The sequence below is a fragment of the Rhodococcus rhodochrous genome (assembly GCF_900187265.1).
Lineage (GTDB): Bacteria > Actinomycetota > Actinomycetes > Mycobacteriales > Mycobacteriaceae > Rhodococcus > Rhodococcus rhodochrous.
Map to the genome: position 1 here is coordinate 1,041,514 of NZ_LT906450.1, position 25,996 is coordinate 1,067,509.

The following is a 25,996-nucleotide window of genomic DNA, read 5'->3' on the forward strand; positions in this document are numbered from 1 at the left end:
CGCTTCCGCGTCACTTGCTCCGTCGGGGAAACTCGCGAACGGTGGCAGGGGAGCAATATGGAACACGGTGTTGTGCTGTGGTTCGACGCGGGTCTGGGGCACGGGTTCATCCGTGACGACGACGGTACGGAGATCCTGGTGCACTATTCACAGATCGACGGGAGCGGCTACCGCTTCCTGACAGGGGGCCAACAGGTCCGATTCGAGATCGGTTACGGGATCTTCGGTCGACAGGCGGTCAACCTGCAGGTGTGCTGACATACGGGACGTTCGGATGGTGTGATCGGGTGATGGACACACAGGCGAACGAGTGGGCGGAGGAGACCCACACCCCTGCGGCGGGTCCGACCGAAGAGCAGGTGTGGGCTTCGCGGGCCGCGATCGAGCGGGCCACGGGCGTGCTCATGGAACGGTACGGACTCGATGCCGAGCAGGCGAAGGAGACGCTGGTCCAGGCCTCCCGTCGCGCTACCGTACCGATGGCACGGTTGGCGGAGGACGTGCTCGCGTCCGATCGGGAGGGTGAGCCGTCCTCGATCCGGCAGGCCCTGGAGACCGCATCGACGGAATCCGCATCGATGCCCTCGGCGTTGCGGAAAGCCGTCGCGTTCATCGAAGCCGAAGCAACCCGTCCGATCAGACTGGCGGACATCGCCACTGCCGCCGGAATCGGGGGCCGTGCCCTGCAATACGATTTCGTGCGTCACTACCACACGACACCCATGCGATACCTGCGGTCGGTACGGCTCGCGCGGGCCCACCGGGATCTGCAGACCGCCGACTCGAACCGCGAGACGGTCGCGTCGATCGCTGCGCGGTGGGGCTTCTCCTCGCCCGGACGATTCGCGGCCCAGTACCGGTCCGTCTACGGCCGGGCGCCACGCGTGACCCGGTCGGATCGGCTGTGGTCCGATCGAACTACTGCCGATACTGTCGAAAACGAATAGACTGCACCGGAAGCGAACGATGCGTTCGCTGTCGCCTCTGCCGGCGGGGTGCGAGACTTCCGACGCAGGGGGTCGGATCTGTCGACCTGCCCTGTCGGCAGAGCCTCGAGTGCCCACATTCGGCCCCGGCGAGGACATTTCGGCGTATGCTCGGAACATCGGTGATCGCCTGTCACCCCCCTGCATAGACGGTCACCGCCGCCGGGTGGATCAGAGGTGGGCCATTCGTGCGATGCCGAACCCTGTCGCCCATTTCCCCCTGCTCGGGTGGCAGGGTTTCGGCGTGCTGCAGGTCGTTCGGCGCACGGGCATCTCACCTCAGCGGTCGGAATCTGTTCCTGCGCCTCGTGATTCCCCGGGATCGCCGTCGTCGTCCCTGTCGGAGAGGTCGGCCGCATAGGGCGCACGGGGCGGAGCGATCTCGTCGAGACGTTCGTTGATCGCGTGGGCGATCAGATCGTGCTGCAGACGGGAGAGGGGGAGCAGGCCGTTGAGATACGCCTCGATCTCCATCCTCTCCACTTCGCCACCGAGCGCGAAGTAGCGGAGCCACAACTCCTCGACGCCGAGTCGCGACGCGCGGAGCGCAGCGATGAGTTGCCGGCGATGCTCGCCGTCGGGAAGGTAGTTCATCGCGGCGTCAGACCGTCTCGGTGTGGGTCGACGCGACTATCTCCGCTGCCACCTCCCGTACGGCGATGCGTCGTTGGGCCGACAATTCGAGCAGTCGCTGCACGGCACGATCGGCATCGAGGTTCTCGCGCAGCATCACGATTCCTTTGGCGGTGGCGATCAGGTCGCGGTCGCGTAGGGCCTGCAGCAACCGTTCCTCGAGCGCTTCGGCTTCCGACAGAGTGTGCATGTTCGCCAACAGGATCGCTGCCTGGTCGGCGAAACGCCCCAGGATGTCCTCACTGTCCGCTGTATAGACATGGGGGCGCGTGGAATACACCTTCAGTGCGCCCAGCGTTCGTCCCGCGTACCGCAGGGGAATACTGAGCGACGCGCTCATCCCTGCCTCCGCCGCCCGAGCGGACCAGTCCGGCCAGCGGGGGTCGTTCCCGAGATCGTCGACCCGCACGGTCACGGAGTCCCGGACCGCAGTCAGGCAAGGACCCTCGCCGAGTTCGTACTGCAGTGCGTCGAGACGTTCGACCAACGGTCCGGTCGCGGCAGAGGTGGACCGGTTGCTCCCCTCGTCGACGAGGGTGAGCCCCGACCCGTCGGATCCGGGCAGGGTGTCCTTGGCGAGCGAGGTGATCGACTCCAGCACGGTGGTCACCGTCTGCTCGGTCATCAGCACTCCCGCCATGCGGGCGAAGACCGCAGCCCACGCGTCGGGAGTCGGACCCTGTGACTCCGCCATGTCCCACCTCCCGCCGCAACGCGGTCGTATACCACCGATGTACCGAACCTACCCTTCCCGAAGCGTCGGCGTTCACGGACGCACAGTCCCGATCGTCACCCTTCGACACCGCACCCGAACGCGTCCGGATTGGCAGAATCCGGAGTATGCCGACCCGGACGATCGACGGTCACCGCATCACCCTGACCAACCTCGACAAGGTGCTGTATCCGAGCACCGGGACGACGAAGGGTGAGGTCGTCGAGTACTACGAAGCCGTCGCCGACGCGATGCTTCCCCACATCGTGGGCAGGGCAGCGACCCGCAACCGGTGGCCGAACGGTGTCGGCGAACAGTCCTTCTTCGAGAAGAACCTCCCCGACCACGCACCGGCCTGGATCGACCGTCGCACCCTGCACCACAAGGACCGCCGGGTCACCTACCCGCTGTTCGATTCCGCCGCCGGACTCGTCTGGCTCGGGCAGCAGGCCGCCCTCGAACTCCACGTGCACCAGTGGCGTTTCGACGGAGAGAAGGCCGGACCCGCGACCCGCATCGTCTTCGACCTCGATCCGGGCCCCGGCGTGGGCCTGGCCGAGTGCGCGGAGGTCGCCCGCCACGTGCGCGACACCGTCGCCGAACTCGGATGGACGGCCTATCCGGTCACCAGCGGCAGCAAGGGCATCCACCTGTACGTCCCACTCGATCGGATGCTGTCGTCGTCGGGGGCGTCGAAGGTCGCGAAGCAGGTCGCACGCAATCTCGAGACCACCCTGCCCGACCTGGTGACCGCGACGATGGCGAAGTCGGCGCGCGAGGGCAAGGTCTTCGTCGACTGGAGCCAGAACAACAGTTCCAAGACGACGGTCGCGCCGTACTCGCTGCGCGGCCGCGAGGAGCCGTGGGTGGCGGCGCCGCGCAGCTGGGACGAGCTCGACGACCCCGACCTCGGGCAACTGCAGTTCCGGGAGGTCCTCGCCCGCATCGACGAGTTCGGGGATCTGCTCGCCGGTCTGGACCCGCCCCTCGGCAAGGCCGGGTCCAGCGGTAAGGCCGGGTCGGGAGACGCCCTGGATGCCTACCGCGGCAAGCGCGACGCGTCGCGCACCCCGGAACCGGTACCCGACCGCGTCCCCGAGGACGGCCCCGGCAACAGGTTCGTCATCCAGGAGCACCACGCGCGTCGCCTGCATTACGACCTGCGCCTCGAACGCGACGGTGTGCTGGCCTCGTGGGCCGTACCGAAGAACCTGCCGGACACCTCGGGGCGCAACAATCTCGCGGTACGGACCGAGGACCACCCGATCGAGTACCTGACCTTCCACGGGACGATCCCGAAGGGCGAGTACGGCGCCGGCAGCATGACCGTGTGGGACACCGGCACCTACGAGACCGAGAAGTGGCGGGACGACGAGGTGATCGTGCGGTTCCACGGCGACAGGGTCGAGGGACGGTACGCGCTGATCCGCACCGAGAAGAACCAGTGGCTGGCGCACCGTATGAAGGACCAGTCGCCGCCGAGCACCGGGTCGTCCGATGCCGAGCCGGCCTCCCTCGTCGGATCGTCGGGGTCCAAGGCCTTCCCGCGCGATCTCGCGCCCATGCTCGCGACCCCCGGCGACGTCTCGGGTCTCGATGCCGAAGACTGGGCGTTCGAAGGCAAGTGGGACGGATACCGCGCCATCGCGGAGATCGAGGACGACACCGTCAGGCTCCGCAGCCGATCCGGACGCGATGTCACCGGCGACTATCGGAAACTCGCTGAACTCGCGACGATCCTCGACGGTCACCGGGCGGTGCTCGACGGGGAGATCGTCGCCGTGGACCGATCCGGGGTGACGAGCTTCTCGATGCTGCAGCGGGGCGTGAACTACGAGTACCGCGTGTTCGACGTGCTGTATCTCGACGGGGTGTCGTTGCTGCGCAAGAGCTACGACGATCGCCGACGAGTCCTCGAGGCGCTCGCCGCCGCGACGGACGGATTGATCGTCCCGGATCTGCTCCCGGGTGACGGTTCGAAGGCCCTCGAACGCAGCAGAGTGAAGAACTGGGAGGGCGTGGTCGCCAAGCGCCGGGACTCCGTGTATTTGCCGGGCAAGCGCGGCGCCGGGTGGATCAAGTCGAAGAACTGGCTCACCCAGACCGTCGTGCTCGGCGGATACCGCCGCGGCAAGGGCAACCGTGCCTCGACCTTCGGCTCCCTGCTGCTCGGCGTCTACGACGACGACGGCGAGTTCGTGTACGTCGGCAAGGTCGGCACCGGTTTCGACGACGAGACGCTCCTGTCGGTGACGAAGACCATGAAAGGGCGCACGAGCCGCACGAACCCGTTCGCGAACGAGGTGCCGGCCGCCGAACGCCGCGATGCGGTGTGGTTGCGGCCCGAACTCGTCGGGGAGGTGCGATTCGGGGGATGGACGGATGGGGACCGTGTGCGGCACGCGAGCTGGCGCGGTCTGCGCGACGACGTGGACGCGTCGAGCGTGGTGCGAGAAGAGGAAACGGGCGCCGACTGCTAACGTTCGTGCGAAGTCGGGTGATCGGGCATTAGGGGAGGCATCAATGGCCGAGGGCTCGCGTGGCGTCGTCCGTCGGATCGGTTTGGTCGAGGATCACGAGTCGGTCGCACTCGGCTTCGCAGCGATGCTCGCCGATCAACCCGATCTCGAGCTCGCAGGTACCGCCACCACCGTCTCGGGTCTACTCGAGCAGGTCACCGACCTCGACCTCGCCGTTCTCGACCTGCGCCTGTCCGACGGATCCTCACCGAAGAGCAACGTCGAGCAGTTGCGCGCCGCGGGCCTCGAGACCCTGGTCTTCACCGGCGCCGAGAACCCGTATCTGCTGCGTTCGGCCGCCCGCGCCGGTGTGCTCGGGGTGGTGCGGAAATCCGAGCCCGCTGCCGTGGTGATCGAGGCGATCCGCGTGGCCGCCGCCGGAGGGCAGGTCGCCAGCACCGAGTGGGCCGCGGCGATCGACGGCGATCCCGAACTCGACGACGTCGGCCTGAGTCCACGGCAGCTCGAAGTGCTCGAACTGTATGCATCGGGGGAGAAGCTCGACCGGGTAGCCCGGCTGACGGGCCTCGCTCCGCAGACCGTCAACGACTACCTGCAGCGGATCCGCCAGAAGTACGCGGAGGCAGGTCGTCCCGCACCTACGAAGACGGATCTGTACAAGCGCGCCGTCGAGGACGGATGGCTGCCGATGCCCGAACGGTCGGATGTCCGCCGTCGCTGACGAGCCGGCCGGGGACGCCGGAGAGAAGTCGCACCAGCGCAGCACCGCGGCCGCCGACCGACTTCTCCGGATGTTCACGCGATTCGTCGCGATCGGATACCTCTGCTACTTCGCGTTGCTCCTGCCGCAGATCGTCGAGGCGTCAGCACTCGTCGCGTGGTGGTGGACCCCCACCGCAGCCGTCCTCATGTTCGGATCCGGAGTCGCCCTCGGCCTCGCGTCGTTCCGCGGCACCGTGTGGATGCAGCGGACCGCAACCGTTAATGCGCTCGCCTACGTCGTGATGGTCGCGTTGTGGTTCGTGGCGTGGAACGGAACGCAGATCCCGCAGGACCAGTCGTTGTGGTTCACCGCCTTCCCCGGTCTCGCGTCGCTCGCGGCGGCGGTCGCGTGGAGACCCCGGCGGGCGTTCGTCCACTTGATCCTCGCGGTTCTGCTCGCGCAGTGCGCGAACCACCTCGTCCGCGACGCCCCCTTCGGATACTTCCTGGCACCCGACCTGGCGTTCGCGTTCGTCTTCTGCACGGTCTTCCTCGCGGCCGCGGTGGTGGGACTCGGCACCGGCCGCACGCTCGACGAGACCATCGCTGCCACCCAGGCCACGGCGGCCGCTGCGGCCGCAGCGGAGGCGAGGAACGCCGAACGCGCACGGTTCGACGCCCTGGTCCACGACCGGGTGATGTCTACCCTGCTGGCGGCGTCGCGCAACGCACCCCGGGAGTCGCTGGTCGAGCAGGCCGAACGAGCGGTCGCCGAACTCGACGAGTTGCGGCGCGGCACCGATCGGGAGTCGGTGCTCGACGCCGCCGCGGTCGTGGCGCGGCTCCGCTCGGCGGCGACCGAGGCCGACGAGGACGTCGTGTTCACCGGTCGTGTCGCCCCGGGGTCCGGCGACATCTCGTTCCCGCCCGAACCCGCGCGCGCGACCGCCGCCGCCCTCGCCGAGGCGGTACGCAACAGCGTGCGGCACGCGGGTAAGGACGCCTCCCGCACGGTCGAGGTCGACGTGGCACCGAGATGGATCTCCGTGCAGGTCGTGGACGACGGCAGAGGCTTCGAACCCGAGGCCGTCGACCCGCACCGGCTCGGTCTCGAAGTGAGCATCCGCGGACGCATGCGCCGACTGTCCGGTGGACGGGCGGTCGTGCAGTCCGCGCCGGGGGCCGGGACCCGGGTGTTGCTGTACTGGCGGGATCCGGCCGCATGAACACTGCGAACTCGACCGTCTCCGATCTGCTGCGGATGCACAGCCGGCCCGCGCGGGCCTTCGCCGTCCTGTACGCGGTGACCTGCGTGGTGCTCGCCCTGAACACCGCGCCCCATGCCGAGGTCCGCTGGCCCGTCGCGATCGCCGTGATCGTGTGTGTGGCCGCCGCCTACGCGCTCGTCGCGGTGGAGGGCGACCCACTACCGGTACGACCCGCACTGGCGATGACGTTCGCGGGCGCGATCGCGTCGGCGTCGGTGCTGTGGGTGGTGCCCGCCGATCCGGCGCCGCACCCCATCGAGCTGTGGCCGTTCGGGATGTCCACGACAATTCTCGTGTTCATGTGCGTGCGGGGGCGCACGGCGTTCGCCTGGTGCGGGATGCTGCTCATGCTCGTCGTCGCCGCGCTGTGGTCGTATCTCACGGGTCCGGGGATCGCCTACGGGCTGGGACTGACGATCACGAGCGCGGGGCCGGTGCTCATGGGCACCGTCTGCGCCTACACGATCCGCCCGCTCGCGCGGTCGATCTATCTCCTGCGCGCCCGGTCGATGCAGCGGATCGCGGCGGAGTCCGCGGCCGCCGCGGCCCTGGAGGAACGTGATGCCCGTCTGAGCAGTCTCGATGCCTCCGCGCGTCCGTTGCTCAAGCGGATCGTCTCGGGCGAACCTCTCGACGAGAACGAGCGGATCGAGTGCGGACTGGTCGAGGCGCGACTGCGCGACGGTCTGCGTGCGCCCGTGCTCCAGGTATCCGAGGTCGACCGGGCCGCTGCTGCGGCCCGCCGGCGCGGCGTCGAGATCGTCATGCTCGACGACCACGCCATGGACTCGGCTTCTCCCGAGGTTCGGCGCGCCGTCTACCGGGAGGTGGTGGACGTGCTCGATTCGGTGAGCCAGGGGTCGGTGACCGTGCGGGTGCTGCCGCCGGCCCGCGCGGCGATGGTGACGATGCTGGTGAAGGGCGAGGGCGTGCGACGGATCGAGCTCGGGCACGACGGGCAGCAGACCGGTCGTTAGCCGAAGCACCGATGCCCATATTTTCTTGGGCAGAGAAAGATCGGTCTCGGTAGTTGTCGGTTTCAACAGTTACGGTGTACGCACTCGAAACGGAGTTCGTCGGGGGACTCGGTTCGATCCCATGTATTCATCTCGGTAGGGACGCGCTATGACGACGATGCTCGAACATTCCCCGGCACAGAAGCCTGCACCTCAGAAGCCCGCACTCTCGGCTCGCGAGATCGAGATCCTGCGGGCCTGGCTGCTCTGCGAGTCCAAGTCCGAGGCCGCTGCGAGCCTGTTCGTCACCGCAGCCACGGTCAGCACCCACATCGTCCGCATCCGCGAGAAGTACGCCCGCGTCGGGCGTACGGCGACCACGAAGACGGCACTGCTCGCCCGCGCTCTGCAGGACGGTGTGGTCTCCATCGACGAGCTGTGACCCGTCGGCCTGCCACCGCACAGGGTGGACACACGACGGATCCGATGAGCGCGGCCGACCGGATCCACCGGGTCTTCGGCCGGTTCATCAGCGCGGGCTACGTGTTCTACCTGCTGTTCGTCGTCCCCACGGCGGTATCGCAGGCCCACCTCACGGCATGGTGGTGGCTGCCGACGGCAATGGCCGCGATCTTCGGTACCGGAATCGCGCTCGGGGTGGCAACCTTCCTGAGTGATGTCCGGTGGGTCGGGCGACTCGCAGCCGCCAACGCCGTCGCCTTTCTGATCGCGGCGATCCTGTGGTTCCCGGCCTGGACGGGGGAGGCCTCCCCGAACACGGCCTGGCAGGCACTCTTCCCCGGAGTGGCAGGACTGTCCGCGGCGGCAGCGTGGCGACCGCGGACGGCGCTCGCCTACCTCACGGTGGTGGTGTTCGTCGTTCAGGCCACCAACTACCTGCTGGTGAACACGACGACGGGCTACCGCTTCGTCCCGGAACTCGCGTTCGCGCTCATGTTCTGCGGGGTGTTCGCCGCCGCGGCGATCGTCGCCTTCCGCACGGGCGACGTCCTCGATTCCACCGTCGCGGCCACCGAGCGATCCGTCGTCGCGGCAGCTGCGGCCGCGGCCAGGACGGTCGAACGCGAGCGGTTCGACGCGCTCGTCCACGACCAGGTGATGTCCACTCTGCTCGCCTCGGGCCGCGGCGCATCCGATGGTCCCGTCGCGGCCCAGGCTCGTCGTGCGCTGGAGATGTTCGACTCCCTGCGGCGCGGCGGCGACACCGAGAGCAGCTTCGACGCCGACCGGGTGGCGGCCCAGTTCCGCTCGGCGGCCTCCGAGGTGGACGAGGACGTCGAGTTCACGACCGCGACGAGTGCCGATGCCGGGCCGTACTACCCGGCCGACGTGGTCAGGGCGGTCGCAGCCGCACTGGCCGAGGCCGTGCGGAACAGCGTTCGCCACGCCGGTCCGGGCACGCAGCGGGCCGTGCACGTCGACCTCGGTCCCGGATCGGTCCGGGTGATCGTCCGCGACGACGGCCACGGATTCGACCCCGCCGAGGTCGATCCCTACCGGATGGGCATCCGCGCGAGCATCCACGGACGCATGCGCGGCCTGGGGGGAGGCGACTCGCAGATCACCTCCGGTCCCGGGGGTACGACGGTGACGCTGCTCTGGTGCGACCAGGCCGAGGGTCGCGTGCCGTGACCGCCGAACCGACCCGCGACGTGCGCGACCTGCTGGGGATGCGCACTACGGCCGCACGTGTACTCGTGAGCCTCTACGCCCTCGTCTGCTTCGTGCTGGCGGCGTTCGGAGCCGAACACACGTCCGCGAGCTGGCCGCCGGCCCTCGCCGTGCTCGTGTGTACGTTCGCGGCGTTCACCCTCATCACCGTTCCGGGCGATCCGCTGCCGATGCCGGCGACGATCCTGCTCGCCGCCACCGGGACGGTCTCCTCGGCGCTCGTCTTCTCTGTGCTGGAGGCGCCGTCACCGGGAGGAATCGCGACCTGGCCGCTCGGGATGTCCACGGTCGTCTTCACCTTCATGTGTGTGCGCGGACGCACCCTCGCGGCATGGATCGGGTTGGCCTGCATGATCGCGACCGCGACCTTCTGGACCTACGTCACGGGCCAGGGGATCGGCCCCGGCCTGTCGCTGTCGGTCGTCAACGCGGCGCCGGTCCTCATGTCCACCTTCTTCGCCTTCACCCTGCGCCCTCTCGCCGGATCCATCTACCTGCTGCGGGCGATGTCGTTGCAGCGCAGCGCGGAACAGGCCGCCTCGGCTGCAGCCCTCGAGGAGCGCGACGCGCAGCTCGACCGGCTCGACTCCCTGGCCCGGCCCCTCCTCGAACGCATCGCGACCGGGGAGCTGCTCGACGTGGGGGAGCGACGCGCCGGTGTGCTGCTCGAAGCGCGTCTGCGGGACGGCCTTCGAGCACCGGCTCTGCAGGATCCGGAGGTCGTCGAGGCAGCCGACGCCGCGCGACGACGAGGCGTGGACGTGGTGATGCTCGACGATCACGGCCTGGACGGGGTGCCCCCGGGCGAACAGGCCCGTCTCCGCCGTGCGGTCGCCGACGAACTCGACTCGGTGTCACACGGTTCCGTCACGGTGCGGGTCCTGCCTCCGGGCCGCCGGGCACTCGTGACGATCCTCGTGCGGGGGGACTCCGTGCGCCGCATCGAGCTGGGCTCGACGTCGCAGGACTAGAGTCGCCTCCCGTGACCGTGCTGAAGTCGTTGCTGCTGTTCGCCGTTGCCGCACTGTTCGAGATCGGTGGTGCGTGGCTGGTGTGGCAGGGTGTGCGCGAACACCGCGGCTGGATCTGGATGGGGCTGGGTGTGATCGCTCTCGGCGCTTACGGTTTCGTCGCCACACTTCAGCCCGACGCGAACTTCGGCCGCATCCTTGCCGCGTACGGCGGTGTGTTCGTGGCGGGTTCCCTGGTGTGGGGCATGGTGATGGACGGTTTCCGGCCGGACCGATGGGATGTCGCGGGCGCGCTCGTATGCCTCGCCGGCGTTGCCATCATCATGTATTCACCCAGGTGACGACGCATCCGGCACCACCTCGGTGACGAGGCATACGGCACAACTCGGCCGGATGCCTCGTCCGGGCGTCACGGCACCACGACGCTGCCGACTGCGGGGGTCGAGTTGCACAGCGGTCCACTGCCGAGATTCACCGAACCGAAGACCGTCGCCACGACCTCACCCGGGCCGGTGTCGACCAGCGTCGACAGGTTCGGGTACGCACCGCCGAGATCGACGATGCCGGCGCGGCCGTTGTTGCGGTTGAGCCACGCGACGCTGACCTGTCCGGCCGCCGGGACCGGCCACAGGGCCTCCCGCGTGGAGAACAGGACGTGGCCGCCGGGGATGCCCTCGTCCGGTCCGGGTTGCGCCGTGACCGAGGTGAACGACGCCAGGCTGCCCTGGTTGATGCAGCCGATGGTGATCGCCGTGCCCAGGGGCTGAGGGGGTGCAGCGGTGGCCACACCGGTGAATGCGATTGCGGCGGCGACGGGTGCCGCGAGGGCGAGAACTCGACGTGGAATTCGCAGTGCAGGCATGGTGCTGCTCCTCGGAAAGGGAAGGTCACGTCCGGGAGCCGACCGCGGCGAGGAATACCGCGGCGCGTCCCGCGCACCGATGACGTGCGTGAGTCTATCGAGACACCGAAGTCCCAGGAGGGGTTTCGGTCTCGATCCGATACAGCGCGGAAGCATTGCGGCGCAGTACCGCGTCGGCGAGCTCGTCGCCGAGCACGTCCTCGACGAGCGTGATGTCGCTGTCCCGGAACGGTCGCGGTGCGCGTGTCGACGGCAGGTCGGTGCCGAACACGAGTGCACCGGGATTCACTTCGGCAACGGCGCGAAGTGTGTCGGCCACCGGGAGATCGACGCGTCCGAACCCTGTTGCCTTCACGTGGATACCGCTCTCGACCAGCCGCAACAGTGACGGCAGGCCGTCCTGCGACAGTCCCAGGTGATCGATGGAAACGGCGGGCAGAGCTGTGATCGTCGTGTGCAGATCGGCGAGATCGCGCGAGTCGATGTACAACTCGGCGTGCCAGCCGACGAGATCGTGGACCCGCCTGGCGAGACGGTCGAGGTCGGACAGTGTCGCCGATCCGCCCCGGCGGACGTTGAACCGCACGGCCCGCACTCCCGCCGTGTCGAGCCGGGTGATCTCGTCGTCCGAGGCAGTGGCCGGAAGTTGTACGACGCCGACGAAAGTGGGCCCGAGCCGGTCGAGTGCGTCGAGGAGATAGCTGTGGTCGAAGGCCTGGAACGAGCCCGACACCACCGCCCCGCCGGTGACGCCCAGATGCGCGACCCGCGCGAGATAGTCGTCGACCGTGAACGGTTCGGGCAGATAGCCGTCGTTCTCGACGGGGGGGAAACGCGGATCGATGATGTGCAGGTGGGCGTCGAACATCTCCCCACGATAGGAAGCTCGGTCCGGGCGGGACAGGGTTCGGATCAGCGGGAGTTCACTCGCGGCGGCGGTGCGCGGTGTGACGGCGGAGGAGGGACTCGGCCAGTTCCGCCACGAGGCCCCGTGCCTCGGGTGGTCCGACGATCTCGATGTGCTCACCGAACTGCAGCAGTTGCCGCACACCGTCCATCGAGTCGTAGGCCACCGTGATGCGCGAGACGTCCGGTCGCGGTCCTGCGGTGCTTCCGCGCAGGCGGGCACCGAGGATGCGCCGGGCGAGGTCGAGGCGGTTCGTCGCGAGATCGGCGGTGACGACGACGTCGTCGCGTCGTTCGAGGGCGTCGCCGAGCTCGCGTGCCAGGGCCGGCAGGGTCCGGCCGGGGGACAGGCGGCGCGGCCGGTCGAGCACCTTCCACGCACTCAGGCGGGTCAGTGCGAACAACCGCGGTCGCCCCTCGTCGTCGGCCACGAGATACCAACGGCCGGCGCGGGAGAGCACACCGTAGGGATCGATGACGATCTTGCGTTCGTCGCGGTGCCCGCTCGACCGGTACGTGATGGCGAGTCGCCGTCCGCGCCGCAGGTCGCGGGTGAGCGCAGCGACGTCGGCCCGGTCGTCGGCGGCGAACCATCCCCGGTTGTCTACGGTGACCACCTCGGTCAGCGGCAACAGGTCGTCGTCGCGTGTGGTGGTGGGCGTGCGCCGGGCGCGTGCGGTGAGCTTGTGAACGGCGTCCCGCGCGGCGGTGTCGACACCGAGTTGCCGGGCCCGGCCCATGTCGACACCCAGGGCGCGCAGGACGTCCACCTCGGACGCGGTGAGGCGGTTCAGGTCGGTCTGCCGGCCGGGGATCATCACGATGCCGCCGTACCTGCCGCGTTCGGCGACCACCGGAAGGTCCGCAGCAGCAAGCGTTTCCACATCGCGTAGCACGGTGCGCTCGGAGACGCCGAACTCCTCCGCGAGTTCGGCGGCCGTGACCCGTCTGCGGGCCTGCAGGACGACCAGCATGCTCAGCAACCGCTGCGGCCGGTTCATCGAATGTCGGATCTCCTTCCGAAAACACGACAGTAACTGTCAGGTTTCGGTGTCACGGTAGTTCCCGAAGCCCTTCACATCCACACATGATCCGAGGAGATGTCGATGACCGTGTCGTCGCCCAACCTGTTCCTGATCTACGTGACCGACGTCGAACGCGCGACCCGCTTCTACAGCGACCTGTTCGACATGACCCCGCAGATGACGACCCCGCGCTACGTCTCCTTCGAAGTGGCGCCGGGAGTGCTGTTCGCACTGTGGTCGGGTCGCGCCGGGGCCGTGGACGCGAACGCGCCGCGGTTCTCGGAGGTGGGCCTGATGGTGCCCGGCTCGGCCGCCGCCGTCGACGCGATCCACGACGAGTGGGTCGGCAAGGGAGTGACGGTCGTGGAGGCACCGCACGACGAGGTGTTCGGACGGACGTTCGTGGTGTCGGACCCGGACGGGAACCTCATCCGCGTCTCCCCACTGGACTGAGTCCCCGCTCGACGGAACGATCTACGACGCCTCGCGCATCGTGAGCCCGCCGAGTTCGACCGTGTACGTCTGCGACGCCTCGTCCCACCACACGGAGTAGGTGGTGGGGTAGAGGCCCTCGCGCTGGTACGCCTGGGGCAGGCGGAGTTCCTCGTGGTGCGCGGGCCGCGTCGCGAGCCACTCCCGGCTCAGCATGGGTTCGATGAACGCCTGCCGCCCGTCCCACGTGCCGTAGAGCACGGTCTCGGTGAGGTGGTGTCCCGCTGCCGGGTCGTGCTCGGCCTCGGTGGTGTCCACCCAGTGCAGTCCCATGCCCGCGACGGTGGACGTCAGCGGATCTCCGGACGGTGCATACCCCTCCGGGATGTACCGCGGGTCGGGCACGCGGGCCGCGGCGGGGATGTAGCCGGGGGCGAAGGGATGGATCGACTCCACCGTGGGCCTGTCCAGCAGATAGAAGTGGACGTCGAAGTGCGGGACGTCGAAGCCGTGCTGGGGGTCGTGGCCGTGCGAGTTCCAGTCGACCGTGACGTGGTCGAACGCGGTGGCGGCCGCTTCCTCGGGCAACTCGAGCACGTAGGCCTCGGTGACCGGCAGCAGAGCGCTGGGCAGGTCGTCGAGTGCGGCCGCGTCGAGTCGCACCCCGATGGTGGCCGGCGTGCCCTCCTCGTCGACGGTGACGTACGTGCGGGCGTTGCCCGCGCCGACCGGATGGGCCGGTCCTTCGACGAGGCCGGAGACACCCCCGGCCCCTGCGGGGGCGGGAGTGACGAACAATCCGAGGACCGCCGCCGAGACGATCACGGCGAGATGTCGGGCACGAGGCCGAATGTCCATGTGGGGTCCTCGATTTCCGTCGTCGTCGAGCGGCATCGTTGTGGATGCTAACTGTCGCGCGGACGGCGGAGGGCCGACTAGATCGAACCGTGATGCGTGGACGGGACGGTGCCCGTGACGTTCGGGGTCCGGGGCCCGGGGGTGCTCGTGGAGGCGGCGGACCCGATGTGTGCCCCCGGCAGGATTCGAACCTGCGACACCCGCTTTAGGAGAGCGGTGCTCTATCCCCTGAGCTACGGAGGCGTCCGGCCGGGCGGAGCCGGCCTTGGCGCGTTGTGAGTGTAGCCGCCGGGCGTGTGCCGTAACCAAGCGCCCGCTCCCGAGGCTCCCGAGGCGGTGCGTACGACCTGCAGGTTCCCGCCGATTGAGATCAAGGAAAGGTAACACTGGCCTTTCCCTATACCGTTTTGTTACCTTGGGTCGCCAGGAGCGGCCGGGGGATACCCGGTCGAAGTCGGGACGAAACAAGGGACACACTGTGGGACGCCATCAGCGCACACGCGAAGACGAAGCATTCGACCTCGAGACGATTCGCGTGCCGTCCTCCGGCAAGGGCCGTCACCGCGTCGAGCCCACCGGTACGTCCGCTCCGGTCAAGGCCGCCACCGTCGCCGCTGCCACGGGTGCCTTCTTCGCCGTCGGCTCGCAGATCGGCGCGGGCACCGCTGCCGCGCATCCCGGCCACGACCACGTCCAGGCCGAGGCTCCCTCGCCCAGCCTGCCCTTCGAGCTTCCCGCGGGCCTGCTGCCCGAGGGTGTCGAGATCCCGGCCATCCCCGGCATCACCACCCCGGCGGAGCAGGGCGCGCCCGAGCTCCCGGCCGAGGTCACGAACTTCCTCGACCAGTTCTCCGGTCCCAGCTGGCTCGACCAGCTGAACCCCGGTGCTCCCTCCGCTGTGCAGCCCGTCTCCGGCACCCTCACCTCCGACTGGGGTCCGCGCTGGGGTGCACACCACGGCGGCATCGACATCGCCGCTCCGCTCGGCACTCCCATCAAGTCCGCAGCCAACGGCACGGTCCTCGACGCCGGACCGGCCTCCGGCTTCGGCCAGTGGGTCCGCGTCCTCAACGACGACGGCACCACCGCCGTCTACGGTCACGTGAGCAGCTACCAGGTCTCTGCCGGTGAGCGCGTCAACGCGGGCCAGCAGATCGCCACCGTCGGCAACGAGGGCTGGTCCACCGGACCGCACCTGCACTTCGAGGTCTGGGACACCGAAGGCACCAAGATCAACCCCAACGCGTGGCTGAGCGATCGCGGCGTCGTCACCGACTGGGGCGGATACCGCGCCGTCTGATCCGACCCGCGGTATTCGATCCCACCCGACGGCGCGCCGTCGGCCCACCCCCGGCACCCGCGCGCGCTAGGCTTGGCTCGACAGACCGCGCGCCGACCCGGGGGTTCCATTGGGAGCTGAGATATCCGCTCGTTCGTTCACCGGGGAAGACCGGCGGATGTTCCGGAGCAAGGTTCGCGACTGCATGAAGGCGCTCGAACGGATGCTTCGAGAGGACGTCTTCGTCGACGTGCACTCGTCACCCGAACCGCATCTCGGCATGGAGATCGAGTTCAACCTCGTCCGCGACGACATGTCGCCCGCGATGTCGAACCTCGAGGTGCTCCAGGCGATCGACGATCACGCGGTCTTCCAGACCGAACTCGGACAGTTCAACGTCGAGATGAACGTCGAGCCGCGACGTCTCACCGGCGACGAACCCTTCGAGCTCGAGGAGTCGCTGCGGTCCTCGCTGCGGCGCGCCGACGAGCGGATGCACCTGCACGACGCGCAGCTGGTCATGATCGGCATGCTGCCCACACTCGAACTCGGCGATCTCGAACTGGGCCGGATCACCGCCAATCCCCGATACGAAGCGCTCAACGAGCAGATCTTCGCGGCGCGCGGTGAGGACATCGAACTCGATCTCGACGGTGTGCCGTTGCCCGGCACCGATGTCGTGGAAACCCTTCGCGCAGACATGAATTCGGTGGTTCCCGAGGCTGCCTGCACGTCTCTGCAGCTGCATCTGCGGATCGCTCCCGAGGATTTCGCGACGCACTGGAACGCCGCCCAGTGCCTGGCCGGAGCGCAGGTCGCGCTCGCGGCGAACTCACCCTTCCTCGCCGGCAAGGCGCTGTGGCACGAGAGCCGGATCCCGTTGTTCGCGCAGGCCACCGACACGCGACCGCTCGAACTGCGGAACCAGGGCGTCCGTCCCCGCGTGTGGTTCGGCGAGCGGTGGATCGACTCCGTCCTCGACCTGTTCGAGGAGAACTCCCGCTACTTCACGGCTCTTCTGCCGGAGGTCTCGGACGTCGATCCGATGGCCGAACTCGACGCCGGACGGGTTCCCGAACTGCGTGAACTGCAGATGCACAACGGCACCATCTATCGATGGAACCGGCCCGTCTACGACATCAGCGACGGCCATCCGCACCTGCGCGTCGAGAACCGTGTGCTCCCGGCAGGACCGACCGTCCTCGACACCATGGCCAACGCCGCCTTCTATTACGGGACGCTGCGCGCCCTGGCCGACTCCGACGAGCCGATCTGGCGCGACCTCAGCTTCGACGCCGCCGAGCGGAATCTCGTGCTCGGCGCGAAGTTCGGGCTCGACGCGAAGCTGTACTGGCCGCGCACCGGATGGGTCGGCGCCGACGAACTCGTGCTGCGGTGCCTGTTGCCGCTCGCACACCAGGGCCTCGAGGCCTACGGGCTGTCGGCGGCGGTCCGCGACCGCTATCTCGGCATCGTCGAAGGGCGTGCGCTGACCCGGCAGACCGGAGCGGCATGGCAGCGACGGCAGGTGGCCCGACGTGAAGCCGCCGGCGAGAACCGTCGCACCGCCCTGCTCGGGATGATGAAGGACTACGTGCAGAACATGGCCTCGGGTACTCCCGTCCACGAGTGGGAGTGACGACCCTACAGTTGCAGGGTCCGCGTCACGGCCACCGTCGGTTGGACGACGACGCGATCGGCGGGCGGATCGAAGCCGGGTACCTCGCCGAGATCGTCCCCGAGATCGGCGACTCGGACACCGAGACGGCTCTCGAGCATGCTCAGTGTCAGTTCCACCTCGATCCCGTCGGGGCCGGGAGCCCAGAACAGGAAGCCGAAGTCGTCGGACGGTTCGGCGCGGAAGCCGTCCACCGTCGCGCCGTGGACGTGGGCGGTGGTGTTGTCGATCCACAGTCCGACGGCCTGGGCGTCCCTCGGTGAGCTCAACCGCAGTCGAATCTTCCGGGCACTTCCGCCGGTCGTGTCGTCGAGGATCTCGACCTCGGGCGCCTCGAGATCGGCGACCGGAGCGGGTCCGTGGTACATCGGACGGTGATCCCGCCACGGGAAGGCGGTGGGGAGCGGCTCGGGGCCGCTGGTGAGCAGGCCTTCGCTCCAATCGGATCGCGGGCCGTCGGGCGATCCCCACACCGCGGCGCCCCGATCGGCGTCGAGCGAGTACCAGAGATATTCCTGCCGGGGATCGGTCGCACCGTCCCGGTTGAGGTAGCCGGCGAGCAGCGTGGCCACCAGGACGATCGCGATCGTGCCCGTTGCGGAGACGACGAGCCCACGGGTGGTCGACGGGAACGGCTCGCACAGCGGGAGCACCGCCGCGAACGTGAAGGCGACGAACACACCGGCCACCGGCGCCCCGTAGAGGAGTCCGGCGTCGAAGGACACCAGCACGGCGGGCAGGCCGAAGATCAGCGACCCGAGCGCGCCCAGCGTGATCGCGACGAGCGGCCACACCGTGTCGCGTTGCGGGAGGAGCAGCGCCACCAGCACACCCAGCGCCGCCGGCAGGATGAGTACGAGCAGCGTCAGAGGCACACCGGCGAAGGGGATGCCGGCGAGCGCGAGCAGCGCGACGAGCGTGAACGCTCCGCACGTGAGCGCGGCGGCCGGACGGTCGCGACCCCACCATGATCGCGCGACCAGCAGGACGCCGAGGGCCGCGACGACCGCCGCGAACTGGAAGACACCCGGCCGGTAGGGCTCGTCGGCGACCGGCGCGGCCGTGCCCGGATCGACGGTCTGCACGATCCACCACGGCAGCCACGCCGCGCCCGCCGCGAGCACGGCGGCGAGCAGGGCCACGGCCACGGCTGCGCCGACCTGCCAGGCAGACGTCTCGCCGCGGCGCACCCGCAGTACGACGATCGCCCCCACGATTCCGGCCAACGCGATCGCCCCGACGATCTCGGCCCAGCGCGGAATGTGGAGAAGTCCCCAGGGCGCGGTCGTCACGACCTGGTCGCCGCCGTCGTCGACGGCCGTGAGATCGGATCCGGCGAGCGTGCGGGCGGTCGCGAGGGAGGTGTCGCCCATGTGTTGCAGCGACGTCCGGCTGAGACGGTCGGGGGTGTCGAGAGGGCTGTGGTAGTACGCCGAGCCCGCGGAGATCGCGGTGTCGAGGGCGTGGTGGCCGTGTTCGGCGAAGCGTCGGAAATCGGTGTCGTTCGGCAGTGCCTCGAAGATCAGCTCGGTGAGGGAGTCGGCGTTCGCTCCCGGCGCTCCCGCGAGGCTGTCGATCAGGACGCCGTTCGGTGAGGTGATCCGGAAGGTCGTCGGAGTACCGGCGTTTCCGCGCGCCTCGTGGTTGAGCACGACGACGGGACCGGCCCGCACCGACTCCGCGCCCACGAACCGGTGGGCGCCGAGCAGACCGTTCTCCTCACCGTCGGTGAGCAGGACGACGACGTCGTTCCGTGGGGGAGGACCGGAATCGATGGCACGAGCGACCTCGAGGACCGTGCCGACGCCGATCCCGTCGTCACCCGCGCCGGGGGAGCCCCGGACCGTGTCGTAGTGTGCGGCGAGCACGACGGTGCCGGTGGGGTCGGTACCGTCCCGGGTCGCCACGATGTTCTGCACGCGGGCGCCGCGTTGGGTCGCCTCACCGGACCGCGCCATCCATCCGACACCGGAGTCGACGCGGGTGGACCACCCGAGTTCCTCGAGGACGGTGACGAGATGGTCGCGGGCATCGGCGTGGGCGGTCGATCCGAGCGGCCGTGGGCCGGTGGCGATCGCGTCGATGTGTTCGCCGGCGCGGGCGGCGCTGAAGACGTCGGCGGGGGCGTCGGTTCCGAGCGGCTCGTCGGACCCGGGGAACAGGGCGACGAGGCCCGCCACGAGGAGGACTCCGATCAGTGCGAGGACACGGCTACCCAGTGCCGTGAATCGGCTGCGCGGGGACCGGGCCGGGTGGCGAACAGCCGCGGCGAAGTCCATGGGTGCAGCCTAGCCGCGAATGCAGCGGTGCCCCGGCAGACTCGGCCGGGGCACCGCGATCGGATCCGATCGATCAGGAGGCAGGCGCCCAGCTGTCGGGTCCGAACACCTCGTAGTGGATGTTCTCGGCCGGGACGTTGCGCTCGATCAGGGCCTCGCGCAGCGAGAGCATGAACGGCAGCGGACCGCACAGGTAGGCCTGGGTCTTCGGGTCGAGCGGCAGATCGGAGATGTCGGCGCGTCCGACGCGGACCGTCTCGAGCGGCTGGCGGTTGCCGAGGTCCTCGTACCAGCGGTACAGCTGGGCCGACGGGATCTTCTCGGCGAGCGTCTCGAGCTCGCGGCGGTGGGCGTGGCTCGCGACCGAGCGGTCGGCGTGCAGGACCGCGACGGGACGCTCGTCGCCGATGCCGGCGAGGTGATCGAGCATGCCGATCATCGGGGTGCATCCGATACCGGCCGACGCCAACAGGATCGGGGTGTCGTCCTCGGTGAGCACGAGATCGCCGAAGGGAGTGGTGACCTCCAGTTCGTCGCCCTCGAAGACGTTGTTGTACAGGAAGTTCGACACCTCACCGGCGGGAAGCACGGTGCCGTCGGGCGCGGTGGTCTCGAGGACCCGCTTGACGGTGATGCGCCAGTCGCCCTTCGCGGGTGCGCTGGACAGGCTGTACTGACGGATCTGGCGGGCACCGTCGGGGAGGTGGACGCCGACCGACAGGTACTGGCCCGGACGGAAGGCGGGCAGCGGGGAGCCGTCGAGCGAGGTGAGCACGAACGAGACGGTGTCGGCGGACTGGTGGACGCGGTCGGCCACGCGGACGGTGCGCCAGACGTCGCCGGCCTCGACACCCGCGGCCCGGTACAGATCGGCCTCCATCGAGATGAGCGTGTTGGCCATCAGCCAGTACAGCTCGTCCCACGCCTTCGCGACCTCGGGAGTCACTGCGTCACCGAGGACTTCGACGATCGCCTCGAAGAGGTGCTTGTGGACGATCCAGTACTCGTCGGGCTTGATGCCGAGCGAGGCGTGCTTGTGGGCGACGCGGGACAGGATCGCCTCGACACGAGCGGGATCGGGATCGAGCTGGAGCGTCGCGAAGGCCGCGATCGATCCGGCGAGTGCCTTCTGCTGCTCACCCTGCTTCTGGTTGCCGCGGTTGAACAGGTCGCGTTCGAGTTCGGGATGGGCGGCGAACATCTTGCTGTAGAACAGCGGGGTGATGTCGCCGATGGCGGCTCCCACCGCCGGGAGGGTTGCGGCGATGACGTCCTTGGACTCGGGTGAGAGCGGCATGGTGTGTCTCCTCGTGTGTGTCGTGACAGGCTGCACCGGCGGCATCGCCGTGAGTCAGCGGCCGGTGGGTGGTTCGAGGGTGAGCAGGACCGGACCGGCGTCAGGGGTCGCCAGGTCGGCGATCGTGACGTCGTCGAGGGCGGCGTAGAAGGCGTCCTGTGCGGCACGGAGCCGGGAGCGGAGGCCGCAACCGCGACGCATGGGGCACGGCTTCGCTCCTTCGCACTCGACGACCTCTTCTTCACCTTCGAGGGCTCGGGTGAGCCAACCGAGGCTCGCCGTGCGGCCGAGTTCGGTGATGGTCAGACCCCCACCGCGTCCGCGGCGGGTGGTGACCACTCCGAGCTCGCCGAGTCGGGCGACGACCTTCGTCGTATGTGCGTACGACAGATCGAGCCGGTCTGCAATCGTTCTGGTGCTGGGCATACTCTCCGCCGGGGTGGCGACGAGATGCATCACAACTCTCAGTCCTAGATCGGTGAACCGGGTGAGTTGCATGGCTTCACGGTAGTAAATTCGCATCGCGGATGACAATTTAATGTGACGCAGATCGCTGTGGTCGGAATGCATTGCGAACAAAGGAATCTCGACTCGATGACCAAAGTCCGTATCCGGGCGTACCGGATCGGGCTAGCCTCACGGTTGTGAAACCTCTCGGTGAAGCACCCCGCGACCACAACCACGTGACCGTCGGTGTGGACGGTTCCCCGGCCTCCGAGCGGGCGGTGAGATGGGCGGCGGCCACCGCAGCCGGCCGGAAGATCTCCCTGCATCTCGTCCACGCGGTGGACTTCGCACCCTCCGGCTGGACGAAACTTCCCTTCTTCCGTCCCTCGCAGGTCTTCGAGTGGAGCGAGGTCGAAGCCCAGGCGCTCCTGCAGGAGGCCGCGGAGACAGCCGAGGCGGTCGCGCCGGATCTCGAGATCACCGCCGAACTCGCCCTCACCGGCAGTGCCAAGTGGCTCGTCGAGCTGTCCCGCACGTCGCGGATGATCGTTCTCGGCGCCACCGGCAGCACCAAGCTGGGGGAGGCGTTCCTCGGTTCCACCCCGGTCTCCGTCGCCGGTCACGCCGAATGCCCGGTCGTCGTGGTGCGGGGACCGGAAGGGTCCGTCCCCGACGAGCGACCCGTCGTCGTCGGCGTGGACGGCAGCCCCGCGAGCCGCCACGCGGTCGACCTGGCGTTCGAGGAGGCGTCCTGGCGCAGGGTCGACCTCGTCGCCGTCCACGTCTGGAGCGACCTGAAGGTCGGGGAGATCGACGAGTCGCCCCTCGACTTCGATCCCCGCGCGTTCGAGGAATACGAGCACTCACTGCTGTCCGAGTGCCTCGCAGGCTACGGCGAGCGCTATCCGGACGTGACGGTGCACCGCAAGGTCTACGTCGACGGTCCCCGCGCCCACCTGCGGTCCTGGAGCGGGAAAGCCCAGCTCGTGGTGGTCGGTACCCGAGGCAGGGGCGGCTTCAAGGGGATGGTGCTCGGCTCCACCGGAAACGCACTCATGCGCGAGGCGCACTGCCCGGTGATGGTGGTGCGACCGGTCACCTCCTGACGGCGGTAGTGTTCGGGGGCACGTGGACGAACGCGCCCCCGAACGGGGGTGTGCAGCAGGAACGAAGGTGGCGCATGCGCATCGGAATGGGACTGAACTACAGCGGAGGTTTCGCGGAGACCGCGGCGGAGGTGGCCGACCTGGAGAAGGCCGGCCTCGACATCGTGTTCGTGCCCGAGGCCTATTCGTTCGATGCGGTGAGCCAGCTCGGCTACCTCGCGGCGAAGACCTCCCGCGTCGAGCTCGCCTCCGGCATCCTCCAGTTGTTCACCCGGACACCGACGCTCACCGCCATGACGGCGGCCGGCCTGGACTTCGTCTCCGACGGCCGCTTCGTGCTCGGTATCGGCGCCTCCGGCCCCCAGGTCATCGAGGGTTTCCACGGCGTTCCCTACAACGCGCCGCTGGGTCGCACGCGCGAGATCGTCGACATCTGCCGCCAGGTGTGGCGTCGCGAGAAGGTCGAGCACCAGGGCAAGCACTACCAGATCCCGCTGCCGGCAGAGCGCGGCACCGGTCTCGGCAAGCCGCTGAAGATCATCAACAAGCCTGTGCGTGAGCGCATCCCGATCATCATTGCCTCGCTCGGCCCGAAGAACGTCGAGATGACCGCCGAGATCGCCGAGGGCTGGCAGCCGCTGTTCTACTACCCGGAGAAGGCCACCGAGGTGTGGGGCGAATCGATCGCCAAGGGCAAGGCCAAGCGCGATCCGGCACTCGGCGACCTGCAGATCTACGCCCAGACCCCGCTCGCGATCGGCGACGACGTCGACCACATGCTCGACTGGGTCCGCCCCATGGTCGCGCTCTACGTCGGCGGCATGGGTGCCAAGGGCAAGAACTTCTACAACGACCTCGCGATCCGCTACGGCTACGCGAAGGAAGCCGAGACCATCCAGGAGCTGTACCTGGCCGGCAAGAAGGAGGAAGCGGCCGCGGCGGTGCCTACCGAACTGCTCCGCTCGATCTCCCTGATCGGCTCGGAGGGCTTCGTGCGCGAGCGTGTCGCGGCCTTCGCGGAGGCCGGGGTCACCACTCTCAACGTCACCCCCTTCGCGGCCGACACCGCAGGTCGCGTGCGACTGATCGAACAGCTGCGGCAGATCTGCGGCTGACCCACCGAGAAAGGTTCCGCGTGCGATGACCGAGAACAAGCCGATCGTCGTGGCCGTCGACGGATCCGACGCGTCCACGACCGCAGTGAACTGGGCGGCACGGGCGGCTGCGATCCGCGGCCTGCCGTTGCGCATCGTCACCGTCGTGCACATCCCCGCCTTCTACTACTCCGAGCCCTACCTCGCGCAGAGTTTCCACGAGGAGATGAAGGCGACGGCCTGTGACCGGCTCGACAATGCGGCCGTGCTCGCCCGGCAGATCATCGACGAGAACCGTCACGGAAACGTCGAGGTCACCACCGCGCAGCTCGAAGGCAAGGTCGTTCCCACGCTCATCGCGGAGGCCGAGCGCGCCGACCGGCTCGTCGTCGGATCGCGCGGTCTCGGTGAGGTGAAGGGCCTGCTCGCCGGTTCGGTCTCCACAGCGGTCGTCTCGCACGCGACGGCGCCCGTCGTCGTGGTGCGGGGCCGCACGCTCGACGGTGCGCCGCCGGCGGAGGGGCCCGTCGTGGTCGGTGTCGACGGATCGGTCTCGTGCCGCGACGCGGTGGAGGTCGCGTTCGAGGAGGCCTCCGCACGCGGCGCGACACTCGTCGCGGTGAACGTGTGGAGCGACGTCAGCGTCCAGCCCTCGCTCGGAGCGGTCCCCGAGGACCCGCACTGGAGCCGGATCCAGACCGGTGAGGAGATCGTGCTCGCCGAACGTCTCGCCGGTTACCAGGAGCGGTACCCGGACGTCACCGTCGAACGGGTCGTCGCCCGCGACCGGCCGGTGCGGGTGCTCAGCGAATATGCAGAGGCCGCACAGCTTCTCGTGGTCGGAACCCGCGGACGTGGCGGATTCAAGGGACTGCTGCTCGGATCCACGAGCAACGCGCTGATCCAGACCGCGGACTGCCCGGTCCTCGTCGTCCGGTCGAAGGAGACCGAGGACTGATCCCGGGTGGGGATCGATCCGGCGGAGGAGCGATGCGGGGCGTCACCCGAAGTCGTCGACGCCCCGCTCGCGTAGTTCCCGCCACGCGTCGGCCGGATGCACGCCCCGGCTGATGGCCCTGTTCTCGATGAGCACCCCGAGCATCTGCGAGAGTACGAACGCGACGTCCTCGACGCGTCCGCACTCGTAGCGGGCGGCCAGCCACCCGGAGACGTTGCCGGCCTTGGCGGCCTGCGCCATGTCCAGGGCCGTGTGGAACAACTCGCGGGTCGGATCGTCGATCGGATCCTCGGTCGGTGCGCTCATCGTCACCTCGATCTTTCTTCTCGTCAGAAACCTACGCGCAGGATCACCAGCGGCACGACCGGCAGGTCGAGCATCTCCGCCAGGCGCGAGCCGGTGTCCTCGACCCGCAGGGGATGCGTGATGACCGACGCCGACAGTCGCGCATCGATGGCCGCGAGCCAGCACCGCTCCACCGCCGCGCCCACCCGGACCAGATCGGCCGGCGATGTCGACGGTGCGGAGAACAGCAGCACCGATTCGCGCGCGATCGCCGCTGCCAGCGCATCGACGTCGGGAAGTCCCGTGGTGACCATGGCCTCGCCGGCCGCACCGTGTTCGTCGAGGGTCGCGCTCCAGGTGGCGACCACCTCGGCGTTGCCGCGCGGCTGCCAGTGGGAGGTCCACGAGAACATCTCCCGCTGGTAGTGCGGATGACGTCGGCGGGCCTCCGCCGCGTAGGCGAGCACCTGGGCCAGGGCGACGGCCTCGTCGGCGGCGAGCAGGCGCACGTCGACGTCGGGTATCTCACCGGCCGCGGCGACGACGTCGGCGAGGGTCTCCGTCGGCACCGGGATGTCGGTGAACGATTCGCGGTGGCTGCGCCGATGCGAGATGGCGGCGTACAACCGCAGGTCGCGGCTGCTCGGGGTGCCCGGGCCGAGCGTCTCGATCCGGGCGATGAGGTCGGGCCGCTGCGGATCGGGCAGCACGGAGGTACGCGAGCGGTTGCCGAGGACCCGGATCGCGAGCTCGAGATTCGCGAGGGCCGCGCCGCACGAGATCAACCGGTCGACGCGCAGCGGGTCCGGACCCGGCTCGGCGAACTCGAGACGTTCCTCCAGTTCGGCGCTGTGATCGGGCAGGCGCAGATTCCACGGTTGCGTGTCGTGCACCGATGGTGCCTCCACTACCGCACGCGCAATGATCTCGGTGTCACCGAGCGACCAGGTTCCGGCATCGACAGTCACGACATCCTCCTCGTCGGCTCGTTCGTCCCACATGTCCACCTCTGCTCCTTCAGCGTCTCCCGAGCGGCGCCCGCGGGGCAGGGGGAGAAGGTCCCCAGATGGGTGTCGAACGGCCCCGAGGA

General features: G+C 68.9%; 27 protein-coding genes and 1 tRNA gene. 16 read left to right on the top strand and 12 right to left on the bottom strand.

What is annotated here, in order from left to right; translation table 11 throughout:
* Nucleotides 1-57: 57 nt before the first annotated feature.
* On the top strand, nt 58-258 hold the full coding sequence (locus CKW34_RS04885; protein WP_059381730.1) for a cold-shock protein: 201 nt from the start codon (nt 58-60) through the stop codon (nt 256-258).
* Nucleotides 259-290: 32 nt separating this feature from the next.
* A complete protein-coding gene (locus CKW34_RS04890; protein WP_080968194.1) occupies nt 291-947 on the top strand; it encodes a helix-turn-helix transcriptional regulator in 657 nt (218 codons plus the stop codon).
* A 318-nt stretch (nt 948-1,265) separates the two neighbouring features.
* Here CKW34_RS04890 and CKW34_RS04895 read toward each other — a convergent pair whose 3' ends face one another.
* On the bottom strand, nt 1,266-1,580 hold the full coding sequence (locus tag CKW34_RS04895) for a hypothetical protein (RefSeq protein ID WP_059381729.1): 315 nt from the start codon (nt 1,578-1,580) through the stop codon (nt 1,266-1,268).
* A gap of 7 nt (nt 1,581-1,587) precedes the next feature.
* Nucleotides 1,588-2,313, bottom strand: coding sequence for a GAF and ANTAR domain-containing protein (locus CKW34_RS04900; RefSeq protein WP_059381728.1), 726 nt, complete (start codon nt 2,311-2,313; stop codon nt 1,588-1,590).
* 146 nt (nt 2,314-2,459) lie between these two features.
* Between CKW34_RS04900 and CKW34_RS04905 the strand changes: the two genes are divergently transcribed.
* From CKW34_RS04905 to CKW34_RS04940, 8 genes are all read left to right on the top strand, one after another.
* Nucleotides 2,460-4,811 (top strand): ATP-dependent DNA ligase, encoded by a 2,352-nt coding sequence (locus CKW34_RS04905; protein WP_059381727.1) that lies wholly within the window; start codon nt 2,460-2,462, stop codon nt 4,809-4,811.
* A gap of 43 nt (nt 4,812-4,854) precedes the next feature.
* Complete coding sequence (locus tag CKW34_RS04910) at nt 4,855-5,532, top strand: response regulator transcription factor (protein ID WP_006551596.1); 678 nt, start codon at nt 4,855-4,857, stop codon at nt 5,530-5,532.
* Nucleotides 5,516-6,739 (top strand): sensor histidine kinase, encoded by a 1,224-nt coding sequence (locus tag CKW34_RS04915; protein ID WP_231921798.1) that lies wholly within the window; start codon nt 5,516-5,518, stop codon nt 6,737-6,739. The genes CKW34_RS04910 and CKW34_RS04915 overlap by 17 nt, the downstream gene beginning before the upstream one ends.
* A complete protein-coding gene (locus tag CKW34_RS04920) occupies nt 6,736-7,758 on the top strand; it encodes a hypothetical protein (protein ID WP_059381726.1) in 1,023 nt (340 codons plus the stop codon). The genes CKW34_RS04915 and CKW34_RS04920 overlap by 4 nt, the downstream gene beginning before the upstream one ends.
* 148 nt (nt 7,759-7,906) lie before the next feature.
* Nucleotides 7,907-8,179 carry a LuxR C-terminal-related transcriptional regulator gene (locus CKW34_RS04925; protein WP_016692216.1) on the top strand — a complete coding sequence of 91 codons (273 nt, stop codon included), beginning with the start codon at nt 7,907-7,909 and terminating at the stop codon, nt 8,177-8,179.
* A 44-nt stretch (nt 8,180-8,223) separates the two neighbouring features.
* Nucleotides 8,224-9,390 (top strand): ATP-binding protein, encoded by a 1,167-nt coding sequence (locus tag CKW34_RS04930; RefSeq protein ID WP_064059825.1) that lies wholly within the window; start codon nt 8,224-8,226, stop codon nt 9,388-9,390.
* Entirely contained in the window at nt 9,387-10,400 is a 1,014-nt protein-coding gene (locus CKW34_RS04935; RefSeq protein ID WP_059381725.1) for a phospholipase D-like domain-containing protein, read from the top strand. Before CKW34_RS04930 ends, CKW34_RS04935 begins: the two co-directional genes overlap by 4 nt.
* Before the next feature lie 11 nt (nt 10,401-10,411).
* Nucleotides 10,412-10,741: a YnfA family protein gene (locus tag CKW34_RS04940; protein ID WP_006551592.1), complete on the top strand. Its 330-nt coding sequence runs from the start codon at nt 10,412-10,414 to the stop codon at nt 10,739-10,741.
* A 68-nt stretch (nt 10,742-10,809) separates the two neighbouring features.
* Here CKW34_RS04940 and CKW34_RS04945 read toward each other — a convergent pair whose 3' ends face one another.
* The 3 genes from CKW34_RS04945 to CKW34_RS04955 form a co-directional block, all read right to left on the bottom strand.
* Complete coding sequence (locus tag CKW34_RS04945; RefSeq protein WP_059381724.1) at nt 10,810-11,262, bottom strand: hypothetical protein; 453 nt, start codon at nt 11,260-11,262, stop codon at nt 10,810-10,812.
* Between the two features lie 94 nt (nt 11,263-11,356).
* On the bottom strand, nt 11,357-12,130 hold the full coding sequence (locus tag CKW34_RS04950; RefSeq protein WP_059381723.1) for an amidohydrolase family protein: 774 nt from the start codon (nt 12,128-12,130) through the stop codon (nt 11,357-11,359).
* A 55-nt stretch (nt 12,131-12,185) separates the two neighbouring features.
* Entirely contained in the window at nt 12,186-13,169 is a 984-nt protein-coding gene (locus CKW34_RS04955; protein ID WP_059381722.1) for a helix-turn-helix transcriptional regulator, read from the bottom strand.
* A gap of 105 nt (nt 13,170-13,274) precedes the next feature.
* Here CKW34_RS04955 and CKW34_RS04960 point away from each other — a divergent pair, with 105 nt between their 5' ends.
* Nucleotides 13,275-13,646 (top strand): VOC family protein, encoded by a 372-nt coding sequence (locus tag CKW34_RS04960; RefSeq protein WP_228525414.1) that lies wholly within the window; start codon nt 13,275-13,277, stop codon nt 13,644-13,646.
* Nucleotides 13,647-13,667: 21 nt separating this feature from the next.
* On the opposite strand, the gene CKW34_RS04965 is transcribed toward CKW34_RS04960, so the two are convergent.
* Nucleotides 13,668-14,483 carry a DUF5602 domain-containing protein gene (locus CKW34_RS04965; RefSeq protein ID WP_059381721.1) on the bottom strand — a complete coding sequence of 272 codons (816 nt, stop codon included), beginning with the start codon at nt 14,481-14,483 and terminating at the stop codon, nt 13,668-13,670.
* Between the two features lie 170 nt (nt 14,484-14,653).
* Nucleotides 14,654-14,726: transfer RNA gene (locus CKW34_RS04970), tRNA-Arg, on the bottom strand.
* Nucleotides 14,727-14,961: 235 nt separating this feature from the next.
* Here CKW34_RS04970 and CKW34_RS04975 point away from each other — a divergent pair.
* Together CKW34_RS04975 and CKW34_RS04980 are read left to right on the top strand one after the other, a co-directional pair.
* On the top strand, nt 14,962-15,783 hold the full coding sequence (locus CKW34_RS04975) for a M23 family metallopeptidase (RefSeq protein ID WP_059381720.1): 822 nt from the start codon (nt 14,962-14,964) through the stop codon (nt 15,781-15,783).
* 109 nt (nt 15,784-15,892) lie between these two features.
* Nucleotides 15,893-17,401, top strand: coding sequence for a glutamate-cysteine ligase family protein (locus tag CKW34_RS04980; RefSeq protein ID WP_157742100.1), 1,509 nt, complete (start codon nt 15,893-15,895; stop codon nt 17,399-17,401).
* A gap of 5 nt (nt 17,402-17,406) precedes the next feature.
* Here CKW34_RS04980 and CKW34_RS04985 read toward each other — a convergent pair whose 3' ends face one another.
* The 3 genes from CKW34_RS04985 to CKW34_RS04995 form a co-directional block, all read right to left on the bottom strand.
* On the bottom strand, nt 17,407-19,719 hold the full coding sequence (locus CKW34_RS04985) for a M28 family peptidase (protein ID WP_059381718.1): 2,313 nt from the start codon (nt 19,717-19,719) through the stop codon (nt 17,407-17,409).
* Nucleotides 19,720-19,792: 73 nt separating this feature from the next.
* Nucleotides 19,793-21,016: a globin domain-containing protein gene (locus CKW34_RS04990; protein ID WP_059381717.1), complete on the bottom strand. Its 1,224-nt coding sequence runs from the start codon at nt 21,014-21,016 to the stop codon at nt 19,793-19,795.
* 54 nt (nt 21,017-21,070) lie between these two features.
* The gene (locus CKW34_RS04995; RefSeq protein WP_059381716.1) at nt 21,071-21,514 is read right to left on the bottom strand and encodes an RrF2 family transcriptional regulator; all 444 of its coding nucleotides are present in this window, start codon (nt 21,512-21,514) and stop codon (nt 21,071-21,073) included.
* Between the two features lie 146 nt (nt 21,515-21,660).
* Between CKW34_RS04995 and CKW34_RS05000 the strand changes: the two genes are divergently transcribed.
* From CKW34_RS05000 to CKW34_RS05010, 3 genes are all read left to right on the top strand, one after another.
* Nucleotides 21,661-22,569 carry a universal stress protein gene (locus tag CKW34_RS05000; protein ID WP_059381715.1) on the top strand — a complete coding sequence of 303 codons (909 nt, stop codon included), beginning with the start codon at nt 21,661-21,663 and terminating at the stop codon, nt 22,567-22,569.
* A 74-nt stretch (nt 22,570-22,643) separates the two neighbouring features.
* Complete coding sequence (locus CKW34_RS05005; RefSeq protein WP_059381714.1) at nt 22,644-23,684, top strand: LLM class F420-dependent oxidoreductase; 1,041 nt, start codon at nt 22,644-22,646, stop codon at nt 23,682-23,684.
* A gap of 25 nt (nt 23,685-23,709) precedes the next feature.
* Nucleotides 23,710-24,621, top strand: coding sequence for a universal stress protein (locus CKW34_RS05010; protein ID WP_059381713.1), 912 nt, complete (start codon nt 23,710-23,712; stop codon nt 24,619-24,621).
* 42 nt (nt 24,622-24,663) lie between these two features.
* Here the strand turns inward: CKW34_RS05010 and CKW34_RS05015 are convergent, their stop codons facing one another.
* Nucleotides 24,664-24,933 (bottom strand): hypothetical protein, encoded by a 270-nt coding sequence (locus CKW34_RS05015; RefSeq protein WP_059381712.1) that lies wholly within the window; start codon nt 24,931-24,933, stop codon nt 24,664-24,666.
* Between the two features lie 17 nt (nt 24,934-24,950).
* Nucleotides 24,951-25,907, bottom strand: coding sequence for a nitroreductase family protein (locus CKW34_RS05020; protein WP_059381772.1), 957 nt, complete (start codon nt 25,905-25,907; stop codon nt 24,951-24,953).
* Nucleotides 25,908-25,996: the final 89 nt, after the last annotated feature.

Excerpts from the sequence above, each read along its gene's own strand:
- CKW34_RS05005 (WP_059381714.1), top strand. The coding sequence starts at position 22,644 with ATGCGCATCGGAATGGGACTGAACTACAGCGGAGGTTTCGCGGAGACC.
- CKW34_RS04965 (WP_059381721.1), bottom strand. The coding sequence starts at position 14,483 with ATGGACATTCGGCCTCGTGCCCGACATCTCGCCGTGATCGTCTCGGCG.
- CKW34_RS04990 (WP_059381717.1), bottom strand. The coding sequence starts at position 21,016 with ATGCCGCTCTCACCCGAGTCCAAGGACGTCATCGCCGCAACCCTCCCG.
- CKW34_RS04930 (WP_064059825.1), top strand. The coding sequence starts at position 8,224 with ATGAGCGCGGCCGACCGGATCCACCGGGTCTTCGGCCGGTTCATCAGC.
- CKW34_RS04960 (WP_228525414.1), top strand. The coding sequence starts at position 13,275 with ATGACCGTGTCGTCGCCCAACCTGTTCCTGATCTACGTGACCGACGTC.
- CKW34_RS04910 (WP_006551596.1), top strand. The coding sequence starts at position 4,855 with ATGGCCGAGGGCTCGCGTGGCGTCGTCCGTCGGATCGGTTTGGTCGAG.
- CKW34_RS05010 (WP_059381713.1), top strand. The coding sequence starts at position 23,710 with ATGACCGAGAACAAGCCGATCGTCGTGGCCGTCGACGGATCCGACGCG.
- CKW34_RS04950 (WP_059381723.1), bottom strand. The coding sequence starts at position 12,130 with ATGTTCGACGCCCACCTGCACATCATCGATCCGCGTTTCCCCCCCGTC.
- CKW34_RS04895 (WP_059381729.1), bottom strand. The coding sequence starts at position 1,580 with ATGAACTACCTTCCCGACGGCGAGCATCGCCGGCAACTCATCGCTGCG.
- CKW34_RS04995 (WP_059381716.1), bottom strand. The coding sequence starts at position 21,514 with ATGCAACTCACCCGGTTCACCGATCTAGGACTGAGAGTTGTGATGCAT.
- CKW34_RS04955 (WP_059381722.1), bottom strand. The coding sequence starts at position 13,169 with ATGAACCGGCCGCAGCGGTTGCTGAGCATGCTGGTCGTCCTGCAGGCC.
- CKW34_RS04890 (WP_080968194.1), top strand. The coding sequence starts at position 291 with ATGGACACACAGGCGAACGAGTGGGCGGAGGAGACCCACACCCCTGCG.
- CKW34_RS04915 (WP_231921798.1), top strand. The coding sequence starts at position 5,516 with ATGTCCGCCGTCGCTGACGAGCCGGCCGGGGACGCCGGAGAGAAGTCG.
- CKW34_RS04920 (WP_059381726.1), top strand. The coding sequence starts at position 6,736 with ATGAACACTGCGAACTCGACCGTCTCCGATCTGCTGCGGATGCACAGC.
- CKW34_RS04945 (WP_059381724.1), bottom strand. The coding sequence starts at position 11,262 with ATGCCTGCACTGCGAATTCCACGTCGAGTTCTCGCCCTCGCGGCACCC.
- CKW34_RS04900 (WP_059381728.1), bottom strand. The coding sequence starts at position 2,313 with ATGGCGGAGTCACAGGGTCCGACTCCCGACGCGTGGGCTGCGGTCTTC.
- CKW34_RS05020 (WP_059381772.1), bottom strand. The coding sequence starts at position 25,907 with ATGTGGGACGAACGAGCCGACGAGGAGGATGTCGTGACTGTCGATGCC.
- CKW34_RS04985 (WP_059381718.1), bottom strand. The coding sequence starts at position 19,719 with ATGGACTTCGCCGCGGCTGTTCGCCACCCGGCCCGGTCCCCGCGCAGC.
- CKW34_RS04885 (WP_059381730.1), top strand. The coding sequence starts at position 58 with ATGGAACACGGTGTTGTGCTGTGGTTCGACGCGGGTCTGGGGCACGGG.
- CKW34_RS04905 (WP_059381727.1), top strand. The coding sequence starts at position 2,460 with ATGCCGACCCGGACGATCGACGGTCACCGCATCACCCTGACCAACCTC.
- CKW34_RS04925 (WP_016692216.1), top strand. The coding sequence starts at position 7,907 with ATGACGACGATGCTCGAACATTCCCCGGCACAGAAGCCTGCACCTCAG.